Below are 24,123 nucleotides of genomic sequence, written 5' to 3'. Positions count from 1 at the left end.
TAATAAATCCATAAATACCAAATAGCAATAATGAAAAAGCTGAAAATTACATGGTGGCTTTGCTGTACTTTACTGTGTTGTTATAGTACCTATGCCCAAACTTCAAGGATGTCCCTAAACAGTACGAATCCAAAAATAAAATGGGAGATCAAAGCTCAAGAGGAAGAGGTGGCTTCCGGATTTGAATTGTCACTTCCGGGCCATAGCATGGAGGATAACGTAAAAGGCTTGGTTCCCGGAGTCATTTTCACCTCCTATGTAGAAGCAGGATTGGAGAAGGACCCCAATTTTTCGGATAATATTTACCAAGTGGATGAAGCATTATATAACCGACCTTTTTGGTACCGGACCGAATTCAACCTTCCAGGAGATTATCAAGAAGGGAAACGGGTTTGGTTGCATTTTGATAATACCAACCGATATGCAGATTTTTATTTCAATGGCACCAAACTATCAGGAACCCAGACATCGACCAAAGATGTCAGCGGTCAAATGTTACGGACCAAATATGATGTGACCGATTTGGTGAATAGGACCGGGCCAAATGCCATTGCCGTACTGATTACAGATGCGGACCAGAAAAAGAGACGGGAGTCCAAGGAAGGTTTTGGCGTAACAGCCAGTCCCACTTATCTGTCTGCAGCTGGATGGGATTGGATGCCCTATGTTCCAGGGAGATTAGCAGGTATTACCGGTGATGTCTATCTTAAAATAACCGGTGACGTGACCATGGAAGATCCTTGGATTAGGTCACAGTTGGAGTCCAATGACATAGCATATCTTTTCATTTCTTCGGCATTGAAAAATACTTCCCCATCAAAAAGGGAAGTCAACATTTCGGGTGTCATTCAACCAGGGAATATTCAATTCTCCAAGAAAATTGATCTACAACCTGGGGCTGCCTCGAAAATCCATATTGATAAAAAAGATTTTTCCGAATTGATAATCAATAATCCCAAACTGTGGTGGCCAAATGGCTATGGTGAGCCCAATCTGTACACATGTGAGCTGACCTGTAGTGTTGATGGTGTTATTTCCGATCAGAAAGAAATTACTTTTGGGATAAAGGACTATGATTACAGGTTTGAAAAAAATGCCGCAGGATGGCCAGTGATGACCTTCTATATTAACGGGCAAAAACTGTTTTTAAAAGGAGGAAACTGGGGAATGAGTGAATATCTTTTGCGCTGCCATGGCGAGGAGTATGAAACCAAGATCAAACTGCACAAGGACATGAACTATAATATGATTCGTTTATGGACCGGCTGTGTGACCGATGATGAGTTTTATGCCTATTGTGACAAGCATGGAATTATGGTCTGGGATGATTTTTGGCTATATGTAGCCTATAACGATGTAGCCAATGATGAGGATTTTAAAGCAAACGCCTTGGACAAAGTAAAGCGGCTAAGAAACCACCCAAGCATCGCCCTATGGTGTGGAGCAAATGAAACCCATCCCAAGCCGGAATTGGACAACTACCTGAGGACCATCGTGGCGCAGGAAGACCATAACGATAGGATGTACAAGTCCAGTTCCAATCAGGACGGACTGTCAGGAAGTGGATGGTGGGGCAATCAACCTCCAAAGCATCATTTTGAAACTTCCGGCAGTAACCTTGCCTGGAACGATCCGGCCTATCCCTATGGCCCTGACCGTGGGTATGGGCTCAGAACGGAAATCGGTACTGCCACTTTCCCCAATTATGAAAGTATCCGACTATTTATCCCAGAGGACAAACTGTGGCCATTGCCTACTGATGAGCAGCTAAAAGAAGATGATGACAATGTATGGAACAAGCATTTCTTTGGCAAGGAAGCCTCCAATGCCAATCCGGTAAATTATAAAACTGCCGTTAACCAACAGTTTGGAGCATCTTCCAGTTTGGAAGAATTTGCTGAAAAAGCACAATATTTAAATATAGAGGTGATGAAGGGTATGTACGAGGCTTGGAACGATAAAATGTGGCAGGATGCCTCTGGCCTTTTGATCTGGATGAGCCAGTCAGCCTATCCTTCCTTTGTGTGGCAAACCTATGATTATTACTATGATGCCACGGGTGCCTATTGGGGAGCCAAAATGGCCAGTGAACCTCTACATGTCCAGTGGAACTCTTCCAGCAACAGCGTCAAAGCCATTAATACAACCTCAAAAGACCTCAAGGGGGCAACAGTGAAAGCCACTGTTTATAACCTTGAAGGAAAGGTGTTGCCCGAGTTTGGAAAAGAAGCCCAAGTGGATGTATCATCCAGTAATATAGCAGAAGCCTTTACGCTCAATTTCAACCCTGGAAATATGGCGAATGGGAAAAAAGCAGTGGCTTCTTCAGGGAATGAAACAGTAGCCTTGGCAGTGGATGGTGGAGCAGGGAGCCGATGGGAAAGTGCTTTTGGTGACGAGCAGTGGATGTATGTGGACCTTGGAAAAGAAGTGCTGGTCGAAAATGTGCTGCTGAAGTGGGAGAAAGCCTATGCCAAAGCCTATGAGATACTGGTCTCCAATGATGCGGTCAGTTGGGAAACCGTTTACCAAACGAATGAGGGAACGGGAGGAACGGAAAATATCTCCTTAAAGCCCATAACAGCACGATATGTGCGTGTGAACGGTGTCAAAAGGGCTACAGAATTTGGTTACTCTCTTTATGAAATAGAAGTCTATGGGGAGCATGGCAATAAAAATGAGCTTTCACCGCTTCATTTTATTAAGTTGGAGCTGGCCGGTTCCCAAGGAAACAAATTGTCCGAAAATTTCTATTGGAGGAATGGAGTCAAAGACCTGGATTATACCGGGCTGAATACCTTGCCTTCAGCTCACCTAACGTGTAAGTTGGAGGAAAGAAATGGGAAGCAGTTTTGGGTTTCCATACTAAACACTTCCGAAACCGTAGCTTTTGGGAACCGGTTGAGATTGGTGAATAGTATCAGCAAGGAACGCGTACTGCCGGTGATCATGTCTGAAAATTATTTTACACTGATGCCTGGTGAAGAGCGAAAGATTTCTTTTGAAGCAGATGAGGAGCTTTTGGAAGGAGGGGTGGATTTATTGCTGAAACAATATGGGCACGAAGAAGAAAATAAGCTTTCGATTGCCTTTTAATCTTGCTATTACCTTTCTAAGAATGAGCTTCTTCAGGAAATAGTGCGAAAATGATTCCAATTAAGTATAGTATTAATTTACCTTATCATGAAAAATTACCTTAAACCCTTATTGGCCATCGGATTTTTATTTGTTACGATGCTGGCTCATGCAACGGTCAGTTTGCCTCATTTCTTTTCGGACAATATGGTGTTGCAGCGCGATAAGGCCATAAAAATCTGGGGAAAAGCCAGTCCGAAAGAGAAGGTGACCGTCCGTTTCAATGGGGTAGAAAGGCAAGTAGTAACTGGAAAGGACGGGATGTGGCGTGTTTCCTTGCCAGCAATGGTTTATGGCGGACCTTTTGAAATGTCCATTAAAGGAAATCGGAACAATATTGTACTCAAAAATATATTGATCGGGGATGTATGGCTATGTAGCGGGCAGTCCAATATGGAGTTTGGCTTAAATGGTGATCTTACTGGGAAGGAGGAAATCCGGCAATCCAAAAATTCAAATATTAGGTTGTTGAATGTGCCCAAAACCATTCAAACCAGTGAAACATATGATATAGAAGAAAGTAGTTGGCAAGAATGCGGACCAGCGACCACCGCCAACTTTTCTGCGGTCGGTTATTTTTTTGGGAAAAAATTGCAGGCAGATTTGGATGTTCCAATTGGACTGATCAACTCGTCTTGGGGAGGGACAGATATAGAGACTTGGACAAGCTGGAAAGCATCCATGAACAATGAGGAATATGCTAAATATGCTGGGCAGTCAGTAGAAAAAGCATTGGGCTATGCTACTGAAGATCTTGATCAGTTTAAGCAATCCCTTGAAAACGATCCGGCCATAAAAGAGAAATGGTATGACCCGGAGACCAAGCTGAAAGGCTGGAAAAAAATGAGGGTTCCCAAAAGTTGGGATGGGGAATTCAAAGATGAGGATGGGATCATTTGGTTCCGCAAGAAAGTGGAACTGCCAAAAGGGACAGAAGGAATGCCCGGAGAGCTCAACCTTGGGCCAATAGATGATGCAGACATCACGTGGGTAAACGGAACAAAGGTGGGAGCGACTGATTTTTGGATGGCGAACAGAAATTATAAAATTGCTCCCGGTATTTTAAGAGCAGGTGAAAATACCATTATGGTGAGTGTGAAAGACAATTCTTCCGTGGGAGGTATCAATGGGGAACCGGAAGATGTCTATCTGAAAGTTGGTGATAAAAATTATCCATTGGCAGGAGAATGGGACTATAAGCCCTCGGTGACCAGTTCAGGATATGGGTTTTCAAAATGGGGAACAGGACCAAACTCATTTGCCTCATTGTTGTACAATGGCATGATACACCCTTTGGTAGGTTTTGGAATAAAAGGGGTGATTTGGTACCAAGGTGAAAACAACGCTGGAGAAGCGTATAGATACCGGAAGTTGTTTCCCAATATGATCCAAGATTGGAGAGGTCAATGGGGAGATGAGTTTCCTTTTTTATGGGTGCAATTGGCCAGTTTTATGGCGGTCGAAGTAGTACCGTCTGAAAGCGAATGGGCAGAGCTAAGGGAAGCGCAGAACATGGCACTTGCTTTACCCAAAACCGGTCAGGCTGTAATAACTGATATAGGTGAGGCCAATGATATTCATCCCAGGAATAAGAAAGACGTAGGGATCCGTTTGGCACATTCTGCATTGCATGTTGCCTATGGGAAAGATGTCCTGGCTAGTGGGCCGGTTTTTGAAAAAATGGAGAGGCAAGGAAACCAAATGGTACTTAGCTTCACTCACATAGGAAGTGGGCTTTCTACACAGGATGGTAGTAAATATGGTTATGTAAAGGGCTTTGCAGTGGCGGGAGAGGATAAGGAGTTTGTTTGGGCCCAGGCCTATATATCGGGAGAAAAGGTGATCGTTTGGAGTGACCAAGTAGAAAATCCTGTTGCGGTTCGGTATGGGTGGGCAAATAATCCCATTGAGATAAATTTGGTCAACAGTGATGGGCTTTTGGCCTCTCCTTTTAGGTCAGATGATTGGAAGGGAATTACGGCGGGAAATTTGCCAGATGGACATTAATAAAGAGAATAATACTGTAGTTTTTATATGGAATTGATATGGGCTATTTTGGGGTAGGGCTTTATAACTTCCCCGAAATTTTTTTCAAATAACGGGAAGGGTCGATTGGTACTGTCCAAATTTTTTAGGGATATTGATCAGTGAACTCACCAAATCAACCATTAGGGGTGTAATACCTAATCACTCCACAAAGTTAGCTTTCGGCCTGCAGGGGCGGCCATGAGCTTACGGCATAAACACAGGACTTCCCGCTGTCCCCTCCTTTATTCCGTTGCCACTTGGCCTTGTTTGCCCTCAAGCTGTAGGCCTTCCATAATTAATTTCTAACCTTAAAATGAAATGTTATGGATACCAACAAGAACACCGTCCTCAGCCAAGTAGCCGAAATTACCTTAAGCTACCGCCCCAATTCCAAGATGTCAGATAAGCCGCAGATTGTTTCCTCCCAAAGTGCAGCCAAAGTGCTCAGGGCCAATTGGGACGAATCCAAATTGGAATTCATCGAAGAGTTCAAGGTGATATTGCTCAACAGGGCAAACCGTGTGCTGGGCATTGTCAACGCCTCGTCCGGTGGAACCTGCGGTACCGTGGTGGACCTGAAAGTGATCTTTGCAGCGGCCATGAAGGCGTCGGCATCGGGAATCATCCTTGCCCACAACCATCCTTCCGGAACCTTTCGCCCCAGTGACCAGGACAACCGCCTTACCGAGAAAATGGTCAAGGCTGGTAAATTGTTGGATTTGCCGGTTATGGACCATATCATATTGACCGCAGAAGGGTACTATTCATTTGCTGATATGGGAGGGCTTTAGGGCTCTTTTTTTTACGGGGTGCAGTGGTTAATTATGAGATATCCAAATAAAATATTATTGGGAACATCGTGAATTGTATAAGCTTGGAACGAGTATAGCAATGGGGTAGTTAAATTAATGCTAAAATTAATTTTCCCGGTTTTAATCCAGTTATATGGAATTTTGTTTCTATTGATATCTACTTTAGTCCGAGAACTGGAACAGGTTAAAAAATTGGTTCATAGAATAGTACAAAAATGAAAGACGGGAAGCCCTTTTGTAGCTGTCCCATCTATTTTCTATTGTTGTTTCGACCAAGAAATAACAATATGAAGCAAGTTAAGCATCAATTTTTGTCCGGGCATCCCATCATTGCGCAACTACTTTTAACGCTGATCCCCCAAGGAGTTTTTGACCAGGTTGTTTTGCAGGAAGACTCAGACCGATATTACAAGAGACCCAGGACAAAGGACCATTTCATCTGTATGTTCTATGCAGTCTTGACCAAAAACAGCAGCCTGAGAGAGGTCTGTAAGAATATTGCCCTGATCATCACCAAACTGATCCCTTTTGGAATGAATCAGCTTCCTGCCAGAAGCACCCTTTCAGATACCAACCGTAAGCGTAGCCATAAGGTTTTAGAGCAGCTGTAAGGGCAGCTTCTACTATACTATAGCCCAGTCCTTGGCAGCAACTGGCTGTATATTGGCGGTAAGGTCGATTCAAGCAGGGTCAAGTTTTTTGATTCCACCACCGTCACCCTTTTCAAGGAAATCATGAAAGGTGCCGGTAGAAAGCCCCTGACCGGGAAGAAAAAAGGAGGGGCAAAGGTATTTGCCAAGCTAAACCTGGCAGAAGGTGTCCCAAACTACATTATTATCCGTTCTGCAACCACCAATGAAAACATGTTCCTGAAGGTCATGGAGCTCCCCGAACACGGCATAGCAGTTTTTGACAAAGGGTACAACCGCTACTCAAGTTTTGAAAGGTGGGACAGTTCAGACCCCTATTTTGTAACCAGGAAAAAGCACAATGCCCGATATGAAGTAACCATGGACCTTGACTGTTCCCACGCCAAGGACATTATAAGCGATCAGCTTATTTAGCTGAACTACAGGGAGAAAGGTGTTTCCTGGACAGTTGAGGCAAGGTTAGTGCTTTACACCGATACCGAAAGTGGTGAAATACTGGAGTTTATCACCAACCTGAAAGGATTGGACGCATTGACCATCGCCCTGCTTTATAGGAACAGATGGGTCGTAGAAGTGCTTTTCAAGCAAATAAAGCAGAATTTTGAGCTCAAATACTTTTTGTCGGACACCGAGAACGGAATCAAAATCCAGATCTGGACAGCATTGATCCTCAACCTGCTGTTTACAGTCCTGCATAAACGGATAATAGAAGCCGAGGATTTCTCCACCATGGTGATGGTGGCAGCAAAAAACCTATCCTCTTATATAAACCTGGAAAAGTTTCTGTTTTATTCGGAGGCTTACTTTAAAAGTATATTTCAAAAAGACCTTCATAATTTACAAACCGAACTGCTCCTTTCCGGGTAGGGGTACTTTTTGACTCGCAATAAAAAAGCCTTCCAAATCAAAATTGGAGGGTATAATATTCATCTTTGTAATTTACTCGGACGACAGTAATTGATATCATGAAATTCCTGATCCATGTCCATTGATGATGCTGCATGCACAAAACACCTTTCAATGAGAGGATATCAAAGCTTTCAATAAAATTGGCAAATACTCTATATCCATGATTTCAAGCGCATAGGCATTTCAGAGTCCACCGAATATATGGTAAAGTAGGTGCCAAGCAGCTTTTGTTGAAACGCTAGAAATTGTTCATTACAAAATCTATGGGAGCCTATTTGACGGGATTGCTCAAGAACAAGTTTGTGGGGTATATTAGAGATATTTATGCTATTCATCAGGAATATGAAAGATTTTGTTTTATGTTCATGTTCAAGATAATCAAATAGAAAACCGTTTATATTATTGCGATTTGTATGTCCATGCTAATAAATTGACCGAATAGTTGGCCTTCCAATCCAAACGGGATAACATGTGTATTGTTCTTTATAACTTTAACGGGTAAATTGCGCAGACTATATCTTGGCGTTTTTTGAATATTCAATTCTAACCTTCAAATTTTGATTTGGAATACTGTTTTGGGCTACATCCAAATTGCTTATGGAAGCATTTGCTGAAGTACTTGGGATTATTGAAACCGACCATATAGCTAATCTCTGAGATTTTATATTCACTTTGTAGGAGCAACTGTGCGGCTCTTTTTAGTCTAAGGGTCTGGATGAACTCATTTGGAGTATGATCGGTGGTGGCTTTTAATTTGTCAAACAACACAGTCCTGCTCATACCCATTTCTTGGACAAACATTGTAATATCAAAATCTGGATTGTCCATATGTTTCTCGGCAATCTGGATGGCTTTTTCCAGCAATGCTGTATCGGCTGGACTGATGGATATCTCGGAAGGCATGATTTCAGGCTTTAATTTAAAAGCTTCCTTGAACTTTTCTCGGGTGTGGAGCAGGTTCCGTATTTTGGCAATCAAAAGGTCCAAGGGAAATGGTTTGCTCAAATAATCATCTGCCCCAGATGAATAGCCTTCACGTTGGTAGTCGTGATTACTTCGGGCAGTCAAGAGCAAAACAGGAATATGGCTTGTTTTAATTTCTTTTTTTAATAAAGAACACAATTCCACACCGTCCATCTCAGGCATCATTACATCTGAAATAATGATATCAGGCAAACGCGAAGTAGCCACTTGAAGACCCTCCTTCCCATTGGAGGCAGTTAGGATTTGGAAATGGTCCTTTAAAGCAGACTTCATAAGGGAAAGAAGCTCTTCATTGTCCTCCACCAATAATAACTTCTTGGTCTTTAGTGCCGCATCTACGGAAGTATTATCGTTTTTTGAATTAAAGGAGGCGAGCATATGTAAATCCAACGTGGACAGCTCCTTTTCCAATGTAGGCCTTTCTGATCTTCCTGTGGTGGGAACGGGCCTTATTTCATGAGGTTTAAAGTGCTCCATACCCCTTCTTAGAAATACTGAAAAAACAGTATGGACATCAGGAATACTGGACATGCTGATTTTTCCATGGTGAAATTCGACAATGTTCTTGCTCAACGATAAACCTATACCGGTACCTGCTGTGATGTTGCGATGGGTGTCTTCAATTTGGAAAAAACGTTCAAATATACGGTCTTGGTATTCCAAAGGAATGCCCTTGCCATTATCTTCAACAATGATTTCTATTCCTTCAATATCGGTGTTGCCTTCAGTTATGCAACGGTTTTTAACCTGAACGGATATTTTTCCACCATTCGGTGTAAACTTGAAGGCATTGTAACAGAGATTGTAGGCCACTTTTTCCATTTGGTCAAGGTCAAACCAGATTTTTTTGGGCAAGTGACCGTCCATAATTAATCTAAAATCGATGTTCCGTTTTTTCGCCAGGGCTTCAAAGGAGGCAAAAACACTTTTGACAAAACAAACGGGGTCGTTTTCCTGGACCTCCAGTTTTAGATGCCCAGTTTCCTGTTTCCTGAATTCCAATAGCTGATTGATAAGCCTGAGTAAGCGAGAGGCATTGTTATGGATCGAGTTTAATTGCTGATGGATTTGATGGGAGAGATCTTTTTGACGGATAAGCTGCTCAAGGGGCAGCTTGATAAGCATTAACGGCGTCCTAAGCTCGTGGGAGATATTGGTAAAAAACCTCAGTTTTAGTTGGTTGATCTCTTCCTGTTTTTGGTTTTCAAGGCGTTCAAAGCGAAGGTCGTTTTTCATCTTGATCCGGAAACTAATGATAGATTTGACGAAATAGGCAATTAGGAGAAAAAGGACAATATATACCCAAAAGGCAATGGTGCTTTTGTACCAAGGAGGTAGTACTGACAGGCGTAACGTGCGTTCCTCTGAGCTTTGAAGACCATTTTCAGATGTGCTCTTTACCTTGAAGTTATAGTTACCGGGCAACAGGTTGGAATAAGCAGCATAGCGCCTAGAGGCATCGGTGTGCACCCAATCTTTATCGAATCCCTCCAGCATGTAGGCGTATCCGATTTTTTCCTGTTGGTTAAATTCCATGCCACTGAATTCCAGTTCAAAACTGTTATGGTCATCGTAGAGGGTCAGCTCATCCGTGTAACTAATACTATTGACAAGCAATACACTTTGCTCCAACGTATCGCCAGGATGGACCAAACGGTTAAGTACGCGGAGTTTGGTCAATACAGGCTTTTTGGGGCTTTGTGGGAGACCTATTTGTTCTGGAAGGAAGGCATTAAAGCCATTGGTACCGCCAAAATACATTTTTCCATCGATTGATTTGAATGCAGATCCCAAATTGAACTCATTCGACTGTAAACCATCCTCGGCGGTATAGTTTTTAAAAGTACCCATTTCTGGATTAAAGGAAGACAACCCTTTTACCGTACTGATCCAGAGTTGTCCGCTGTCATCCTCCAATACGGCTTTGATTACATCACTGGGAAGTCCATCTTTTTCCCTAAAATGAATGAAATGTCCTGTAGCAGGATCCAATCGGTTCAGCCCTCCTCCAAAGGTACCTACCCATATGGCTCCGTGTTGGTCTTCATGTAGCGAAGTGATAATATCATGGCTAATGCTTTGGGGATTGGACGGGTCGTGTTTATAATACACGAAAGTTTCTGTCTCAAAATCATATCGATTAAGTCCCCCTCCATAGGTGCCAATCCAAAGCCTGTTTTTGGAATCCACCAATAGTGTGCGGATATCGTTGAAACTTGGAGTTCGTGGGTTGCTTGGACGATGGAAGAAATGTTCAAATTGCTCCGTGTTTGGGTCAAACCTGTTCAGTCCTCCTCCATTTGCCATGCCTATCCATAAGCTGCCGTTTACATCTTCGGCAATGGCCCAGATTTCATCCTTGCTTAGCGATGTGCTATCAAGAATATCATGGTGATATGCTTTTATTTTGTGCAAAGAAGGCGAGTATCGGTAGAGCCCTGAGCCATCCGTGCCTATCCATAGTTGGCGGTGACTGTCCTCAAAAATCACCTGAACATTGGTGGAGCCCTGTCCAGTATTCTTGTTAAGGGGAACCTCATGAAAATTGTTGGAGTCATCCATTTTCACATTTAAGCCTCCATTGAACATTCCGACCCAAAGGTTTTCTTGATGATCGATAAGGATTGATTTGACCATTTTTCCAGATAAACTTCCCCTATCATTGGCCCGTGGACGATAATGCTCAAAGTGCTGGGAAGAGGGGTTGATTTTGTTCAGCCCTTCACCAGAATACATACCGATCCACAAATTCCCATTTACATCCTCCAGCATGGTATAGACCGATTTTCCGTTCAAACTGTAGCTGTCACTGGGATTGTCATCGTAATGAAAGACGGTAGAAGTTATAGTTTCGTAGACAAAAAGGCCGCCTCCCAAGGTTCCGATCCAGATATTGCCCTGTTGGTCTTGTAAAAAGCTGGTGATGTTTTCCTCTTCCAGCCCAGACGAGGTTTTAAAAGGTTGGAACGATTCACTACCTGAAGGTTTTATAAAAACCCCGTGATTTTCGGTCCCTATCCATAGGTTTTTTTCATTATCCTCAAAGAACGCCTTTACAGACCTGACCTTACTCCCGTGGTGATCAATATCTACGGAGGAAAAGGTTCCTGTTACCGGGTCGATTAGCTGGGCTCCATGGTCATAAGTACCTATCCATATCTGCTGGTTACTGTCCTGAAATAACTGCCAAATATTGTTGTCAGCCAACCTTGAATTGTCTTTGGTGTAATGGGAGACTTTGAGCTGGTCCACTAGCTGGTCCAAGTGATGAAGTTTAGATGAATGCGGCAAATTGACCTTATATATACCATCCGTCAAGGTGCTGACCCATATGTTTCCCTGGTGATCGATCAATAAAGAGCCTGTTTTTTTTGAATCAATCAGTTCACTGTTTCGCACAGAACAAAAGGAAGCGGTAGTAGGGTCATAGATGTTGATGCCCCCACCTTCTGTACTGATCCAGATATACCCGTTTTTATCCTGGACCAATCCCCTGATCACGTTGTTGTTGAGGCTGTTTGGGTTTTGGAATTGGTGTTTGTAAACCGTGAATTGATAGCCATCAAACCTGGCCAATCCATCATCGGTTCCAAACCATAGGTAGCCCATGTCATCCTGGAGAATGGCCAAAATGGAATTTTGGGGAAGACCGTCCTGCGAAGTAAAATGGGTAAATTTATAGAAAGGGTGGCCAGTGCCCTGGCCAAGTAATGCTGTGCATGTCAACATCAATAGGAATATTGAAATGCAAGGGCAATATAACATATCATCTGTAAACGTTATTGAACTTTCTAAACTAATTTTTTTCACTGATATTTTAGTGGATGCTGATAGGGAAATTTATTTCCCGTACGATTTTATCCCTTTTTAAGTACAATATTTCACCTTACCGGACTTTTGGTGCCCTTTTTCAGGATCCCTGATACCCATAATTGAAAATTTCCCTTGCTAGCTTTGTAAGGTAAGCTATTGTTAGCGATCAGCAACTGTACAGTTACCACTTCAAAAGCTTCCATTATCTATTACACTTACCATCACACTATAACCCAAAAAGATATGTACTGGAAAAACTACTTGAGAACATGTCTGATATTGCTTTTAGTGTTTTTTTCCGAAGGGCTTGCTGCCCAGGATAAAGACATCACAGGCATTGTCTCGGACATCAGCACAGGGGAAACGATCCCCGGAGTGAATATTTTAATAGACGGCACCTCTCAAGGTACCGTAACGGATTTGGATGGAAGGTTTTCCATCGCTGCCAACACGGGAGATGTCCTGGTATTTAGCTATATAGGCTATGTCACCAAAAATATCACCATCGATAATGAATCCAATATTAATGTTGGTATGGAAACAGACTCCAAGCAACTGGACGAAATCGTCGTTATCGGATATGGTGAGCAATCCCGCGAGACACTGACTTCCTCTGTGGCCAAGCTCGACAAAAAGGTACTGGAGAATATTCCTTTTACTAATGCGGCTTCGGCATTGAAAGGAACGGTGTCAGGCGTGAGGGTACAGACCACCACTGGACAGCCGGGAGCAGCTCCTAGGATCATTGTTAGAGGAGGAACCTCTATCAATAACCCCAATGGTGCCGAACCACTATACATTATAGACGGGGTGATCAGGAGCAATATGAATGATATCAATCCTGATGATATAGAATCACTGCAGGTATTGAAGGATGCCGCAGCGACGGCCATTTATGGAGCCAGAGGGTCAAATGGAGTAGTAATCATCACCACCAAGTCCGGAAAGGTGGGCAAGACATCGGTTACCTATCGGTTCAATATCGGTGCTTCGCAGATGTGGAACCAGTATGATATGGCATCTGCAAGGGACTATATCTATTTTAACAGAAAAGGTGTCTTGGCTACTTCCGAAAAACACCCTGAACACCTTTTTAGGTTGGATTTGGCCAATGGGTTTGGTATAGGAAACGACCTTTCCAATACCACTGCATTTACCCCACAGTACCTCAACTCCGAAAATGAATACAAAATCAATGAGGGCTGGCAATCCATGCCAGATCCAGCCAACCCCGATGAAACCATCATTTTTTCGGAGACTGATTGGCAGGATATACTTTTTAGGACAGCGGTAAGCCAAAATCACTATATAAACGTCAGTGGGGGATCAGAAAAGGCAAGGTATGATATAGGAGTGGGCTATCTAGATAATGAAGGAGTTGCCATCAATACGGATTTCAAACGATTTACCACCCGTATGAATGGGGACATCCAAGTGAACGACAAATTGGGCGTATATGGAAGGTTGAATTTTACCTCCAGTTCCAATAGTCAAGTATATAGTGAAAACCAGCTTTTTCAAAGGGCCTTGGGACTTCCTCCAACTGCGAAACTATACTATGAGGACGGAACCCTAGCCCCTGGCCAGAATAGAAGTATGGGAAATCCCCTGTACCAGCTTGGTCGGGTCGATGCACTGAATGCCACCCACAGAATGACTTTATCAGGAGGGGCCAATTGGGAGATTTTTAAGGACTTTACCTTTGAGCCAATGGCTTCTTTGTATTATGTACAGACGACTGAAAATAGCTTCCAAAAATCTTACTACAATGGTCCGACGCAATTTGTGGACTCCCGGAATGCTTCGGCTTATAATTCCACTTATTGGCAGAAACAGTTTGATGGTGTATTCAGCTATCAGAAAATGCTGGGACTCCATAATTTCCAGTTCAAGCTGGGTGGGTCATACTACGATAGACAAAACTATGTGGCCAGCGCATCTGGTAGGGGCGCTGCATCTGACCTGATCCCAACACTAAATGCATCAGCAGAGCCAACTGCAGTGAATAGCTCTTTGAGCCAGCAGGTCATTATTGGATATTTTGGTAGGGTCAATTATGATTTTGACAAAAAATACCTGTTTTCCTTTACCGCCCGTTACGATGGGGCATCCAATCTGGGATCCAATAATTATTGGGGATTTTTTCCGGGAATATCTGCCGGATGGAACTTGCACCGGGAAGCGTTTTGGACAAATATGCCAGAGACATTTTCGTCATTCAAGGTAAGAGCTTCCTATGGTGTGAACGGGAACATCGGTAACCTGTCAGATTTTCATGCCCAAGGCTTGTATTCTGTTGGGAACAGGTATAATGATCAAGCGGCGATCCAAAATAACAGAATGGCCAATCAGGACCTACAATGGGAGCGATCAGGAACATTTGACATTGGGTTGGATTTGGGATTGTTCAACGACCGGGTGAGCTTGATTGCTGACTATTATAACCGATTGACAGATAATCTTTTGACCAATTTGGAACTGCCACAGTCTACTGGCTTTAGCAGCATCCTGACCAATTTGGGTTCCCTACGAAATGAGGGGGTAGAAATGGAAGTAGGTGCAGCAATCATCCAAAAACAGCATTTTGCCTGGAATGTTTCTGCAAACGCCTCCTACAACATTAATACTGTAGTGGAGCTGCCAGAGAATGATAACGAGAACAATCGGATAGGTGGTGTCTTGGTATATGATCAAGTGACCGGCCAATACACTTGGAAAGGAGGCTTGCAGGAAGGTGGTTATATCGGTGATTTGTTTGCTTATCAACAACTTGGTGTGTATGCAACAGACCAAGAGGCCGCAGAAGGACCTTATGATGAACTGGTGCCGGGAACAGACAAAAGCAAATTTGGAGGGGATGTGAATTGGGCAGACTTGGACGCAAATGACTCTATCGATAGTAGAGACAGGGTATATGCAGGAAATATCTATCCCAAATGGACGGGCGGATTTACCAATACCTTTAACTACAAGGGGCTTTCGCTCACCATTCGTACTGATTTTGCACTGGGTCATACTATTTACCATGAAACGAGAGCAAGGTTTAACGGTCAGTATCAGGGAGATATAGGGATATTGGAGGAAACGACTACTTCCTGGCAGCAACAGGGAGATGTGACCGATATATCACGGTATTATTGGGCAGACCAATTGGCACAAAACAATTCATTCCGTGGCAATACCTTCTACTATGAGAAGGGAGATTACTTGGCCATAAGGGAGTTGACATTGAGCTATACCCTACCAAAAAAGTGGGTGAATGCCCTGAAAATCGGGAATGTAAGGACTTATATGACAGGGTCCAATCTATATTATTTTACCCAGTATACCGGCCTGAACCCTGAAGTAGGTGGGACGGATTCTGGAAGGTACCCCATTCCACGAAGCTTTTTGTTCGGTGTGAATGTCAGTTTTTAACCCAAAACGAAAAATCATGAAAAATATAAAGCATAAATTAATACAAGTAGCGGCATGCTTGGGCGTTCTTTTGGCGGTAGTCTCATGTACGGGGAATTTGGAACTTACCCCAACGAGTGAAATCACTGTTGCCGGGTTTTGGACCACAGAGGATAACGCCAAGGGTGCGCTTAACGGGATGTACGTGCGCTTTAGAGACCAGTCAGCCAGCAACCTCTTTACTTGGGGAGAGGGACGTAGCGGAACGTTGACCTATGGACTTCAGGCTTCCGAGGGCTTGGAAAGGTATTTTGAAAATACGGTTGATCCCAATTTTGCCGGCCCAGACTGGCTGCGGATGTATACCGTGGTGCACGATGCTAATCTTCTGATCGAATATGTCCCTGGAATTGGGTTTACCAATGAGGCAGACAAAAACAGAATGCTTGCAGAAGCCTATACCATGCGGGCGTTCGCCTACTTTACCATGGCCAAAACCTGGGGAGGGATCCCACTGGTGACCAGCCCAACAGAAGGATATGATGCCGAAACGACTTTTAGGGAGCGTTCCTCGGTAGACGCAGTATTTGCGCAGGTAAAGGAAGACCTTAATACGGCCTTATCACTTTATCCAGATAATTCATTGGCTGCTGGAAAAGTATCGTGGAGCAAACCCGCTGCAAACGCCCTTAAGGGGGATGTTTACCTTTGGACGGCCAAGCAGCTGGACGGTGGAAATACCGATTTGCAGACAGCGCTGGAGGCCCTCCAAGAGGCAGATATTGCTGAATTGGACCTTCTGCCTAATTATGATGATATCTTCCGTTATGATAACAAAGGCAACAATGAAATATTGATGGCCGTGCATTTTAGGGACCTGGAATCCGGGACAAACTACAACAGTGGCATGTACATAAGGGACGACCAAATCCCGGCAGGGGCAGACCCGGAAGTTATTGACCAAATTGGCCAAGGTGGTGGATTGAATCGTTGGGGCCCTTCGCCAGTGGTCACCTCAGCTTATACCAATGGAGACCAACGTAAAAACGCCACCTTCCTCAGTATTTCCATTCCCAATGAAGATGGACAAATGGAACCCTATGCGAATATAGTGACCAAATTAAGGGGATATATCGACCCTTCTGGACGTAGGTTTTTAGATGATGTGGTATTGTACCGCTATGCGGACTTGTTGTTAATGATCGCCGAGGCAAAAAATGCCTTGGGAATGGATCCATCAGAAGAGATGAATAAGGTGAGGCTAAGGGCTTATGGAGAGGACTTTGAAGATCACCGTTTTGTGGACATGGGGCAGCTTGCCAATGATGAGGCCATATTGGAGGAACGGCTGTTGGAACTGTCCTTTGAAGGAAAGAGGTGGTGGGATCTCGTGAGGTTTGACAAGGAATTTGAGCTGGTACCCTCCCTCCAAGGTAGAGAAAATGAGCAATACTTGACCTTATGGCCTATCTCGTTGAACACCATAAGTCTCAATTCTAAAATCACCCAAAATCCAGGATACGGAAATTAATTGTTAGGGGACAGGAAGGCAACTGCCTTCCTGTCCATAAAAAAGCAACCATGAAGTTCAAGAAAATAAACGGCCTAATTGCGGCCACTTTTACACCATTTTGCGAAAACGGATCCCTTGATGAGCGTAAAATCCCTATTCTCGCACGCTCTTTAAGTGCTAATCGTATGGCAGGGGTTTTTATTGCTGGCACTACTGGAGAAGGTGCAGCCATGACCCATGACGAAAAAATATCGTTGTTTGAGGCATGGGCACCTTTTTCCTCCCCCCAATTTAAAGTGATGGCCATGTTGGGAGGGACCAACCAGAAAGAAGCCGTCTCTTTGGCAAAGAAGGCCCATGAGTTAGGCCTATACGGGATTGCGCTTACGGCTCCTTATTACATGCGGCCCAATTCGGTGAAGCAATTGGTGGACTATTATGAGCCAATTGCCGCAGCGGCACCCGATCAGGCATTTTATTTTTACCATATCCCTTTGCTTTCCAAAGTGGAACTTCCAATGGTGGACTTTTTGGAAGAGGCGGGGAGAAGAATCCCCAACTTTGCTGGGATCAAATACACGCACAATGACCTAATGGAGTTTAACAAATGTCTGCGCTACCAAGCTGGTAAATATGATATTCTTTGGGGTTGGGATGAGACCATGCTGGCAGGGTTGTCCATGGGAGCAAAAGGGGCAGTAGGCAGCACCTATAATTATGCTGCACCACTTTACCAGAACCTTATAGAGGCTTTTCATAAGCAGGATATGGAAGCGGCCAGACATTGGCAAGAAAAGTCCATTGACCTGATCAGCCTATTTGCTCATTATGGTGGTGCGGCCTGCGGAAAGGCTATTATGAAACTATGTGGTCTTGACTGTGGCCAATTCCGCTATCCCGTACAACAGCTGGACAAGAATGATTATATGAAATTGGAAAAGGATCTCGATCAACAGGGCTTTTTCCAGTGGAGTAGTCACGCAAAGCAGGGACAATAGGACAAGCCAAATTCCCATTGTAAATTAAACATCCATCCATGAGAGCTATAACCTATATTGCCAGTATCTTGTTTTTTACATTCTTCGGAAAAGTCGTCCTTGGACAAGGTCTTTTCGATAACTATCTAGGGAGTTTTACCTTTGAGGCCCTACCGGACATGCCGGCAGCTGTGGGAGACAGTGTGTCCTTAGGGTATGCGGGCATGTTTGCCGGTGTGCACGAGGATGTGTTGATCTTGGCAGGTGGTGCCAATTTTCCAGACAAAGCACCGTGGAAAGGAGGAACGAAACACTTCTCACAGCATGTTTACGTTTTGGAAAAATCACCTGGGGGATATCGTTGGGTAGAAGGACTGGACCTGAAGTTGCCCTTTCCAGTCGCCTATGGTACCAGTATTAGCACACCAAAAGGGCTTTTGTGCATCGGTGGCAATAACCAAAACGCTACATTCAAAAAAGTTTTTCTACTGAAGTGGGACCCCGTAATACGGCAAGTGGAATTACAATACCTGCCTGATTTGCCCTTAGCCCTTAGCAATTCCACTGGAGGGTTAGTAGGGGCTAGCGCGTACCTGGCAGGTGGAGAAGGAGAGATGGTTTCCGATGCTTTTTTCCGTATGGATCTTGATCAAGATAAGCTGCGTTGGGAGAGGTTGCCGTCATGGCCTGGAAAACCACGTTCACATGCCGTTTCTGCTGTCCAGAACAATGGGATGAACGATTGTTTTTATTTATTTGGTGGACGGCGATTACAGGAAACTGGTGTAAGTGAGTTGTATGCAGATGCCTTCTGTTATGACCCTCAAAAGGAGGGTTGGAAAAAAATAAGCAGTATACAGGACGAGCAAGGAACCCCCCTTACATTATCGGCAGGAACTGCCGCAGCACAGGGGGCAGGCCAAATCGTGTTTTATGGTGGTGTCAGTGGAGATACCTTCAATGAACTCGAGCGGTATGCGGCAGCCCTTTCTGAGGTTGTAGATACCTTGGCCCGGCAAGAGCTTATACAAAAACGGGACATCTTGATGGAAAACCATCCTGGCTTCGACAGGGATATCCAGGTCTATCATACCATAACGGACAGTTGGCATACCATGGGCAGGCTTCCATTCACGGTCCCTGTTACTACTACGGCCGTACCATGGGGCGGGGAGGTGATATTGCCATCAGGGGAGATCTCTCCGGGGGTGCGGACCGCATCCATCCATGGAGTGGGATTCAAAAAAGAAGGCGCTTTTGGCTGGGTCAACTATACCGTTTTGGGACTCTATTTGGGATCCTTGGTATTGATGGGGGTTTTGATTTCTGGAAAGCAGCATTCCACTGAGGACTTTTTTAAGGCTAGTGGAAGGGTTCCATGGTGGGCGGCTGGCATCAGTATATTCGGCACTCAGCTTAGCGCGATTACTTTTATGGCCATACCGGCCAAGACCTTTGCCACAGACTGGACCCTGTTTTTTTTATTGATGACCATTATCATTGTCGCTCCCATAATCATAGGTGTATTTCTGCCATTCTTTAGAAGGTTGAATATCACTACAGCCTACGAATATTTGGAATTGAGGTATAACCGATCGGTACGGCTGATCGGTAGCTTGATCTATGTGGGGCTTCAGCTGGGAAGACTTGGAATCGTATTACTCCTTCCGTCCCTGGCACTGACTGTGGTGACTGGGATAGATGTCTCTATGTGTATCTTGATCATGGGACTTTTGAGTATTGTATACACCGTCCTGGGTGGCATCGAAGCAGTGATCTGGACGGATGTGATCCAGGTGGTCGTACTCCTTGGTGGTGCATTGATATGTCTAGGTTTTGTTTTTTATGAAATCCATGAAAGTCCAGCCGAATTAATGTCCATAGTCATGGAAAACCAAAAAGGAAAGATCTTTGACATGCGGATGGATTTTACGGGTACCAGCTTTTGGGTAGTACTCATCGGGGGGATAGCGGCAAATATCGTACAGTATGGCAGTGACCAGACCGTGGTCCAACGGTACTTGACCACCAAGGATGAGAAGGCGGCAGCTAACGGGATTGCTACTGGTGCATTGATGGCACTACCCTCAGCCCTGATCTTCTTTAGTATGGGGACGGCACTTTATCTGTTTTACAAATTGCACCCTGCAGAGCTTAGCCCAGCAGTCCAAAATACCGATAGTATTTTTCCCTTTTATATTGTGACCCAACTCCCCACAGGTATTTCCGGGTTGTTGATTGCCGCAGTTTTTGCGGCAGCGATGTCCAGTCTGGACAGTAGCATGAATTCGGTGGCCACAGTGGTGACCACAGATTTTTACCAGAAGTGGTTTCCCAAAGATACCACCGGTAAAAACACCCTGGGATTTGCCCGGTGGGTAACCGTTATTGTTGGGGTTTTTGGGACAGGTTTTGCTCTGGTGATGGCCAGTTTGGGACTCCCGTCACTTTGGGACCAGTTCAATATGATCATAGGACTTTTTGCTGGAGGCTTGGGTGGCATCTTTCTGATCGGAATGCTGTCGGATAGCGTCAATGGGAAGGGCGCATTGCTTGGACTATTGTGCAGTGCATTGGTGCAGGTGGCCGTAAAATACGGTTCGGACCTTAGTATTCACTTGTATGCCCTGACCGGTCTGGTAAGTGCCATGGGGATGACCTATATAGGTAGTTTCTTCTTTACCGATAAGCGGGATATCGATGGCTTAACGATCCATTCATTGGGGAATAAGAAGGGGGAACAGGAAAATAAAACATTGGAAAAAGCTTAATTAAGAAAAATATTGGAGATGATAACATTCAACAAAATGCACGCATTCTTATTGGGAAGCTTATTGATCATGATGGGCAGTTGTACTTCACGGCCAACCGGGACTGCTGCCCAGGTACAGGTAACGGTAAACCAGCACACGTATCCGGTAATCAAAGGGCAAAATAACGATGTGCTTTCTATGGAATTTACCCTAAAGGAAGGGGATGTACTGGAGGAATTGTCATTGGCTATTGAGGGGGCAGAGATTTTGGAGTCACTAACGATCCATGAATTGGAAAATGCCGCAGGTGATAAACGGCAACCCCTAGCGGCGCTGGTAAAGGTAGGTAAAAAAGTATTGATTGATGTGGACAGGCCCTTTTCACCTGGTTCACATAAATTGGTGCTCGGCATTCAGCCCAAGGAAAACGCATCTTTAAAAGAAACGCTGCAAATTGGCTTAAAAGATATAACGTTTACCAGGTCCAATGCTGCTCTTTCAAAGCAAGTCAACTCGATGCCAATGCGTTTGGCAACCAGCCTAAGGACTGCAGGCGATGATGGGATAGCGGCTTATAGGATTCCCGGATTGGCGACCACCACTGAAGGTAGTTTGATCGCTGTGTACGATGTGCGGCACAATAGTTCGGTGGATCTTCAGGAGGATATTGATGTAGGAATGAGCAGGAGCACTGATGGAGGGGAAAACTGGGAGCCAATGAAAATCATCATGGATATGGAGGAGTGGGGCGGAAAACCCCAGAAGGAAAATGGGATTGGGGATCCCGCCATTCTGGTGGATCCAAGTGACAACACGATCTATGTGGTCGCACTTTGGCTACATGGAAAACCGGGGAAAAGAGCATGGCTCAGCTCGGGTAAGGGGATTTCCCCAGATGAAACTGGACAGCTGGTGATGGTCAAGAGCAAAGATGATGGGAAAACATGGTCGGCTCCCATCAATATCACTGCACAGCTCAAAAAGAAGGAATGGAAACTCATGTTCAACGGGCCAGGAAAAGGTATTACGATGAGGGATGGGACATTGGTCTTTGCTGGACAGTTTAAAGATGAAAATGACATGCCTCATAGTACGGTGATTTACAGTCAGGACAAGGGGGAAACATGGCATATCGGTACTGGAGCCAAGTCAAACACTACAGAGGCGCAAGTGGTCGAGCTCAATAACGGAAGCCTGATGCTGAACATGAGGGACAACAGGGGTGGGGCACGGTCGGTAGCCGTCACCAAGGACCTTGGGAAAACATGGCAGGAACATCCCTCAAGCAGGTCTGCCTTGGTCGAGCCAGTTTGTATGGCAAGTCTCATTACTTATCCTGAAAACAGGCAATCCATGGATGCTTCGCATTTGTTTTTTTCCAATCCAGCTGTCTCTGACGGTAGGTATGATATGACCATTAAATCCAGTCAGGATGAAGGAGTGTCTTGGTCTAGCGGACTGTTACTGGATGAAGGGAAAGGATGGGGCTATTCCTGCCTAACCGTAATAGATGAGGATTATCTGGGTATCCTGTACGAAAGCAGCCAGGCACATATGACCTACCAGATCATACCAATTACCGACTTGGTCCCATGATAAAAGCCATTGAAATAGAAAATAGTGTTTTTCTATGGGGCTGGTTATTGGCCGTGCTGCTTCTGACATCATGTGATAAAGGTGCGAAAAATGGATCCGGAGCAAAGGAAAAAATGAATGTCCTTTTTGTCGTATCAGAGGATAATGGACCTGAACTAGGTTGTTACGGTAATCAGGATGTTTCCACACCCAATATTGACCAGCTTGCTGAAACAGGTGTAAGGTTTGACAATGCATTTGTTACCTATTCGGTCTGTAGTCCATCTCGTTCGACCCTGTTTACAGGATTATATCCTCACCAAAATGGACAGATTGGATTGGCCACTCATCATTATCAGATGTATGATTCATTGAAGACCCTCCCGGGGTATTTACATGATGTAGGATACCGTACTGGGATTATCGGTAAACGGCATGTGAACCCTGCTACTTCTTTCAAGTGGGATTACGGAGCCATCAAGGGTGCCAATTTTGAAAAAGTGCAATTGGAAAAATACGCTGAAAGTGCCTTGGAATTTATCCAAATGGATGCTGGAAAGCCTTTTTTTCTAATGGTCAATTTTCCCGATGCCCATTTCCCACTTCAAAAACAAGTGGATGGATTACCTCCACAGCCTTTGGATGCAGATGATGTAACTGGCACGCTGCCCTTTATTGGTGTGGACAGTAGAAGATTACGAGAGTACACTGCAAACTACTATAACAGCATGGCCCGTCTGGATATCGCTGTGGGATTGTTGCTGAAGAAACTGGAGGAGGAAAAGTTATTGGAAAATACAGTGGTGATTTACATGGGAGATCATGGACCCCAATTTTCTAGAGCAAAGTGCTCTAACTATGAAGCGGGTCTGAGAGTGCCATTGATCATTCGCTATCCACCCCGAAATCCTCATGTTGGTATGCGGAAGGAGCTGGTGTCTTCCATCGATATTGTCCCCACTATCATGGATATTACCGGAGCTAAATGCCCCGATTCCTTGGATGGGAGATCGTTATTGCCACTATTGGGCCAAGGCTCAGAAGGGAAGTGGAGAGAGTATGTTTTTGCCGGAGGTGCAGGTGCTACTTCTTTGTTTTTTTACCCGAGAAGAAGTGTAAGAAACGACCGCTATAAACTGATCCATAACCTTTTGTATACAAGAGAAAACCCAAAGTATTCATTTTATGCTGATCATTTAAATGGGCATTTTGACGGTGGGACTGAGGAGGGAGAGCTTATGCAAGGCACCGATGAGGTCAGGGCAGCTTACGCCACATGGAAAAATCCACCCGAATATGAGCTTTATGACCTACAGGAAGATCCATATGAGTTCAGGAACTTAATAGGCAATCCGCAATATGTCTCCATAAAAGGTGAAATGATTGGAGCCTTGGTCAAGTGGCAACAAGAAACTGATGATCCATTCTATGACAAGGGTATTTTAGATCGATTTGTAGCCGAAGTGGATTCAGTGAACAGGCATTTCCCTAACCACTCCTATGCTAAAGATTCCACTTTTAGGTGGAAGTACTTGCAGTATTTTAAATAATCATATCAAATAGATTGCCTAATAAAGA

Annotated in this window: 11 protein-coding genes and 1 pseudogene; 11 read left to right on the top strand and 1 reads right to left on the bottom strand. The window is 44.3% G+C overall.

Annotated features, from left to right (window positions below):
- The first annotated feature begins 30 nt into the window (after positions 1 to 30).
- The 5 genes and pseudogenes from FDP09_RS21465 (at position 31) to FDP09_RS24080 (ending at position 7,492) form a co-directional block, all read left to right on the top strand.
- The gene (locus FDP09_RS21465; protein ID WP_222840306.1) at positions 31 to 3,096 is read left to right on the top strand and encodes a galactose-binding domain-containing protein; all 3,066 of its coding nucleotides are present in this window, start codon (positions 31 to 33) and stop codon (positions 3,094 to 3,096) included.
- A gap of 87 nt (positions 3,097 to 3,183) precedes the next feature.
- On the top strand, positions 3,184 to 5,142 hold the full coding sequence (locus FDP09_RS21460) for a sialate O-acetylesterase (RefSeq protein ID WP_137404554.1): 1,959 nt from the start codon (positions 3,184 to 3,186) through the stop codon (positions 5,140 to 5,142).
- 344 nt (positions 5,143 to 5,486) lie between these two features.
- Complete coding sequence (locus FDP09_RS21455; RefSeq protein ID WP_137404553.1) at positions 5,487 to 5,954, top strand: JAB domain-containing protein; 468 nt, start codon at positions 5,487 to 5,489, stop codon at positions 5,952 to 5,954.
- A gap of 308 nt (positions 5,955 to 6,262) precedes the next feature.
- Entirely contained in the window at positions 6,263 to 6,586 is a 324-nt protein-coding gene (locus tag FDP09_RS21450; RefSeq protein ID WP_187328740.1) for a DUF4372 domain-containing protein, read from the top strand.
- Positions 6,587 to 6,631: 45 nt separating this feature from the next.
- A pseudogene (locus FDP09_RS24080) lies at positions 6,632 to 7,492 on the top strand (IS4 family transposase).
- 585 nt (positions 7,493 to 8,077) lie between these two features.
- Here the strand turns inward: FDP09_RS24080 and FDP09_RS21435 are convergent.
- Positions 8,078 to 12,247: a hybrid sensor histidine kinase/response regulator transcription factor gene (locus FDP09_RS21435; protein WP_229683313.1), complete on the bottom strand. Its 4,170-nt coding sequence runs from the start codon at positions 12,245 to 12,247 to the stop codon at positions 8,078 to 8,080.
- A 327-nt stretch (positions 12,248 to 12,574) separates the two neighbouring features.
- Between FDP09_RS21435 and FDP09_RS21430 the strand changes: the two genes are divergently transcribed.
- Genes FDP09_RS21430 through FDP09_RS21405 form a run of 6 tightly spaced genes read left to right on the top strand, consistent with a single transcriptional unit; the run spans position 12,575 to position 24,095 of the window.
- Positions 12,575 to 15,748, top strand: a complete 3,174-nt coding sequence (locus FDP09_RS21430) for a SusC/RagA family TonB-linked outer membrane protein (protein WP_137404548.1) — start codon at positions 12,575 to 12,577, stop codon at positions 15,746 to 15,748.
- Positions 15,749 to 15,764: 16 nt separating this feature from the next.
- Positions 15,765 to 17,258: a RagB/SusD family nutrient uptake outer membrane protein gene (locus FDP09_RS21425; RefSeq protein WP_137404547.1), complete on the top strand. Its 1,494-nt coding sequence runs from the start codon at positions 15,765 to 15,767 to the stop codon at positions 17,256 to 17,258.
- Positions 17,259 to 17,308: 50 nt separating this feature from the next.
- A complete protein-coding gene (locus FDP09_RS21420) occupies positions 17,309 to 18,238 on the top strand; it encodes a dihydrodipicolinate synthase family protein (protein ID WP_137404546.1) in 930 nt (309 codons plus the stop codon).
- Positions 18,239 to 18,276: 38 nt separating this feature from the next.
- Positions 18,277 to 20,988, top strand: coding sequence for a sodium:solute symporter family transporter (locus tag FDP09_RS21415; protein ID WP_137404545.1), 2,712 nt, complete (start codon positions 18,277 to 18,279; stop codon positions 20,986 to 20,988).
- Between the two features lie 36 nt (positions 20,989 to 21,024).
- On the top strand, positions 21,025 to 22,566 hold the full coding sequence (locus FDP09_RS21410; RefSeq protein ID WP_229683314.1) for a sialidase family protein: 1,542 nt from the start codon (positions 21,025 to 21,027) through the stop codon (positions 22,564 to 22,566).
- Positions 22,563 to 24,095: a sulfatase family protein gene (locus FDP09_RS21405; protein WP_137404544.1), complete on the top strand. Its 1,533-nt coding sequence runs from the start codon at positions 22,563 to 22,565 to the stop codon at positions 24,093 to 24,095. The genes FDP09_RS21410 and FDP09_RS21405 overlap by 4 nt, the downstream gene beginning before the upstream one ends.
- Positions 24,096 to 24,123: the final 28 nt, after the last annotated feature.

The organism is Echinicola rosea (genome assembly GCF_005281475.1).
Classification (GTDB): domain Bacteria; phylum Bacteroidota; class Bacteroidia; order Cytophagales; family Cyclobacteriaceae; genus Echinicola; species Echinicola rosea.
This window is presented reverse-complemented; position numbering and strand designations above follow the sequence as displayed.

Excerpts from the sequence above, each read along its gene's own strand:
- FDP09_RS21465 (WP_222840306.1), top strand. The coding sequence starts at position 31 with ATGAAAAAGCTGAAAATTACATGGTGGCTTTGCTGTACTTTACTGTGT.
- FDP09_RS21410 (WP_229683314.1), top strand. The coding sequence starts at position 21,025 with ATGCACGCATTCTTATTGGGAAGCTTATTGATCATGATGGGCAGTTGT.
- FDP09_RS21415 (WP_137404545.1), top strand. The coding sequence starts at position 18,277 with ATGAGAGCTATAACCTATATTGCCAGTATCTTGTTTTTTACATTCTTC.
- FDP09_RS21420 (WP_137404546.1), top strand. The coding sequence starts at position 17,309 with ATGAAGTTCAAGAAAATAAACGGCCTAATTGCGGCCACTTTTACACCA.
- FDP09_RS21450 (WP_187328740.1), top strand. The coding sequence starts at position 6,263 with ATGAAGCAAGTTAAGCATCAATTTTTGTCCGGGCATCCCATCATTGCG.
- FDP09_RS21460 (WP_137404554.1), top strand. The coding sequence starts at position 3,184 with ATGAAAAATTACCTTAAACCCTTATTGGCCATCGGATTTTTATTTGTT.
- FDP09_RS21405 (WP_137404544.1), top strand. The coding sequence starts at position 22,563 with ATGATAAAAGCCATTGAAATAGAAAATAGTGTTTTTCTATGGGGCTGG.
- FDP09_RS21425 (WP_137404547.1), top strand. The coding sequence starts at position 15,765 with ATGAAAAATATAAAGCATAAATTAATACAAGTAGCGGCATGCTTGGGC.
- FDP09_RS21455 (WP_137404553.1), top strand. The coding sequence starts at position 5,487 with ATGGATACCAACAAGAACACCGTCCTCAGCCAAGTAGCCGAAATTACC.
- FDP09_RS21435 (WP_229683313.1), bottom strand. The coding sequence starts at position 12,247 with ATGTTGACATGCACAGCATTACTTGGCCAGGGCACTGGCCACCCTTTC.
- FDP09_RS21430 (WP_137404548.1), top strand. The coding sequence starts at position 12,575 with ATGTACTGGAAAAACTACTTGAGAACATGTCTGATATTGCTTTTAGTG.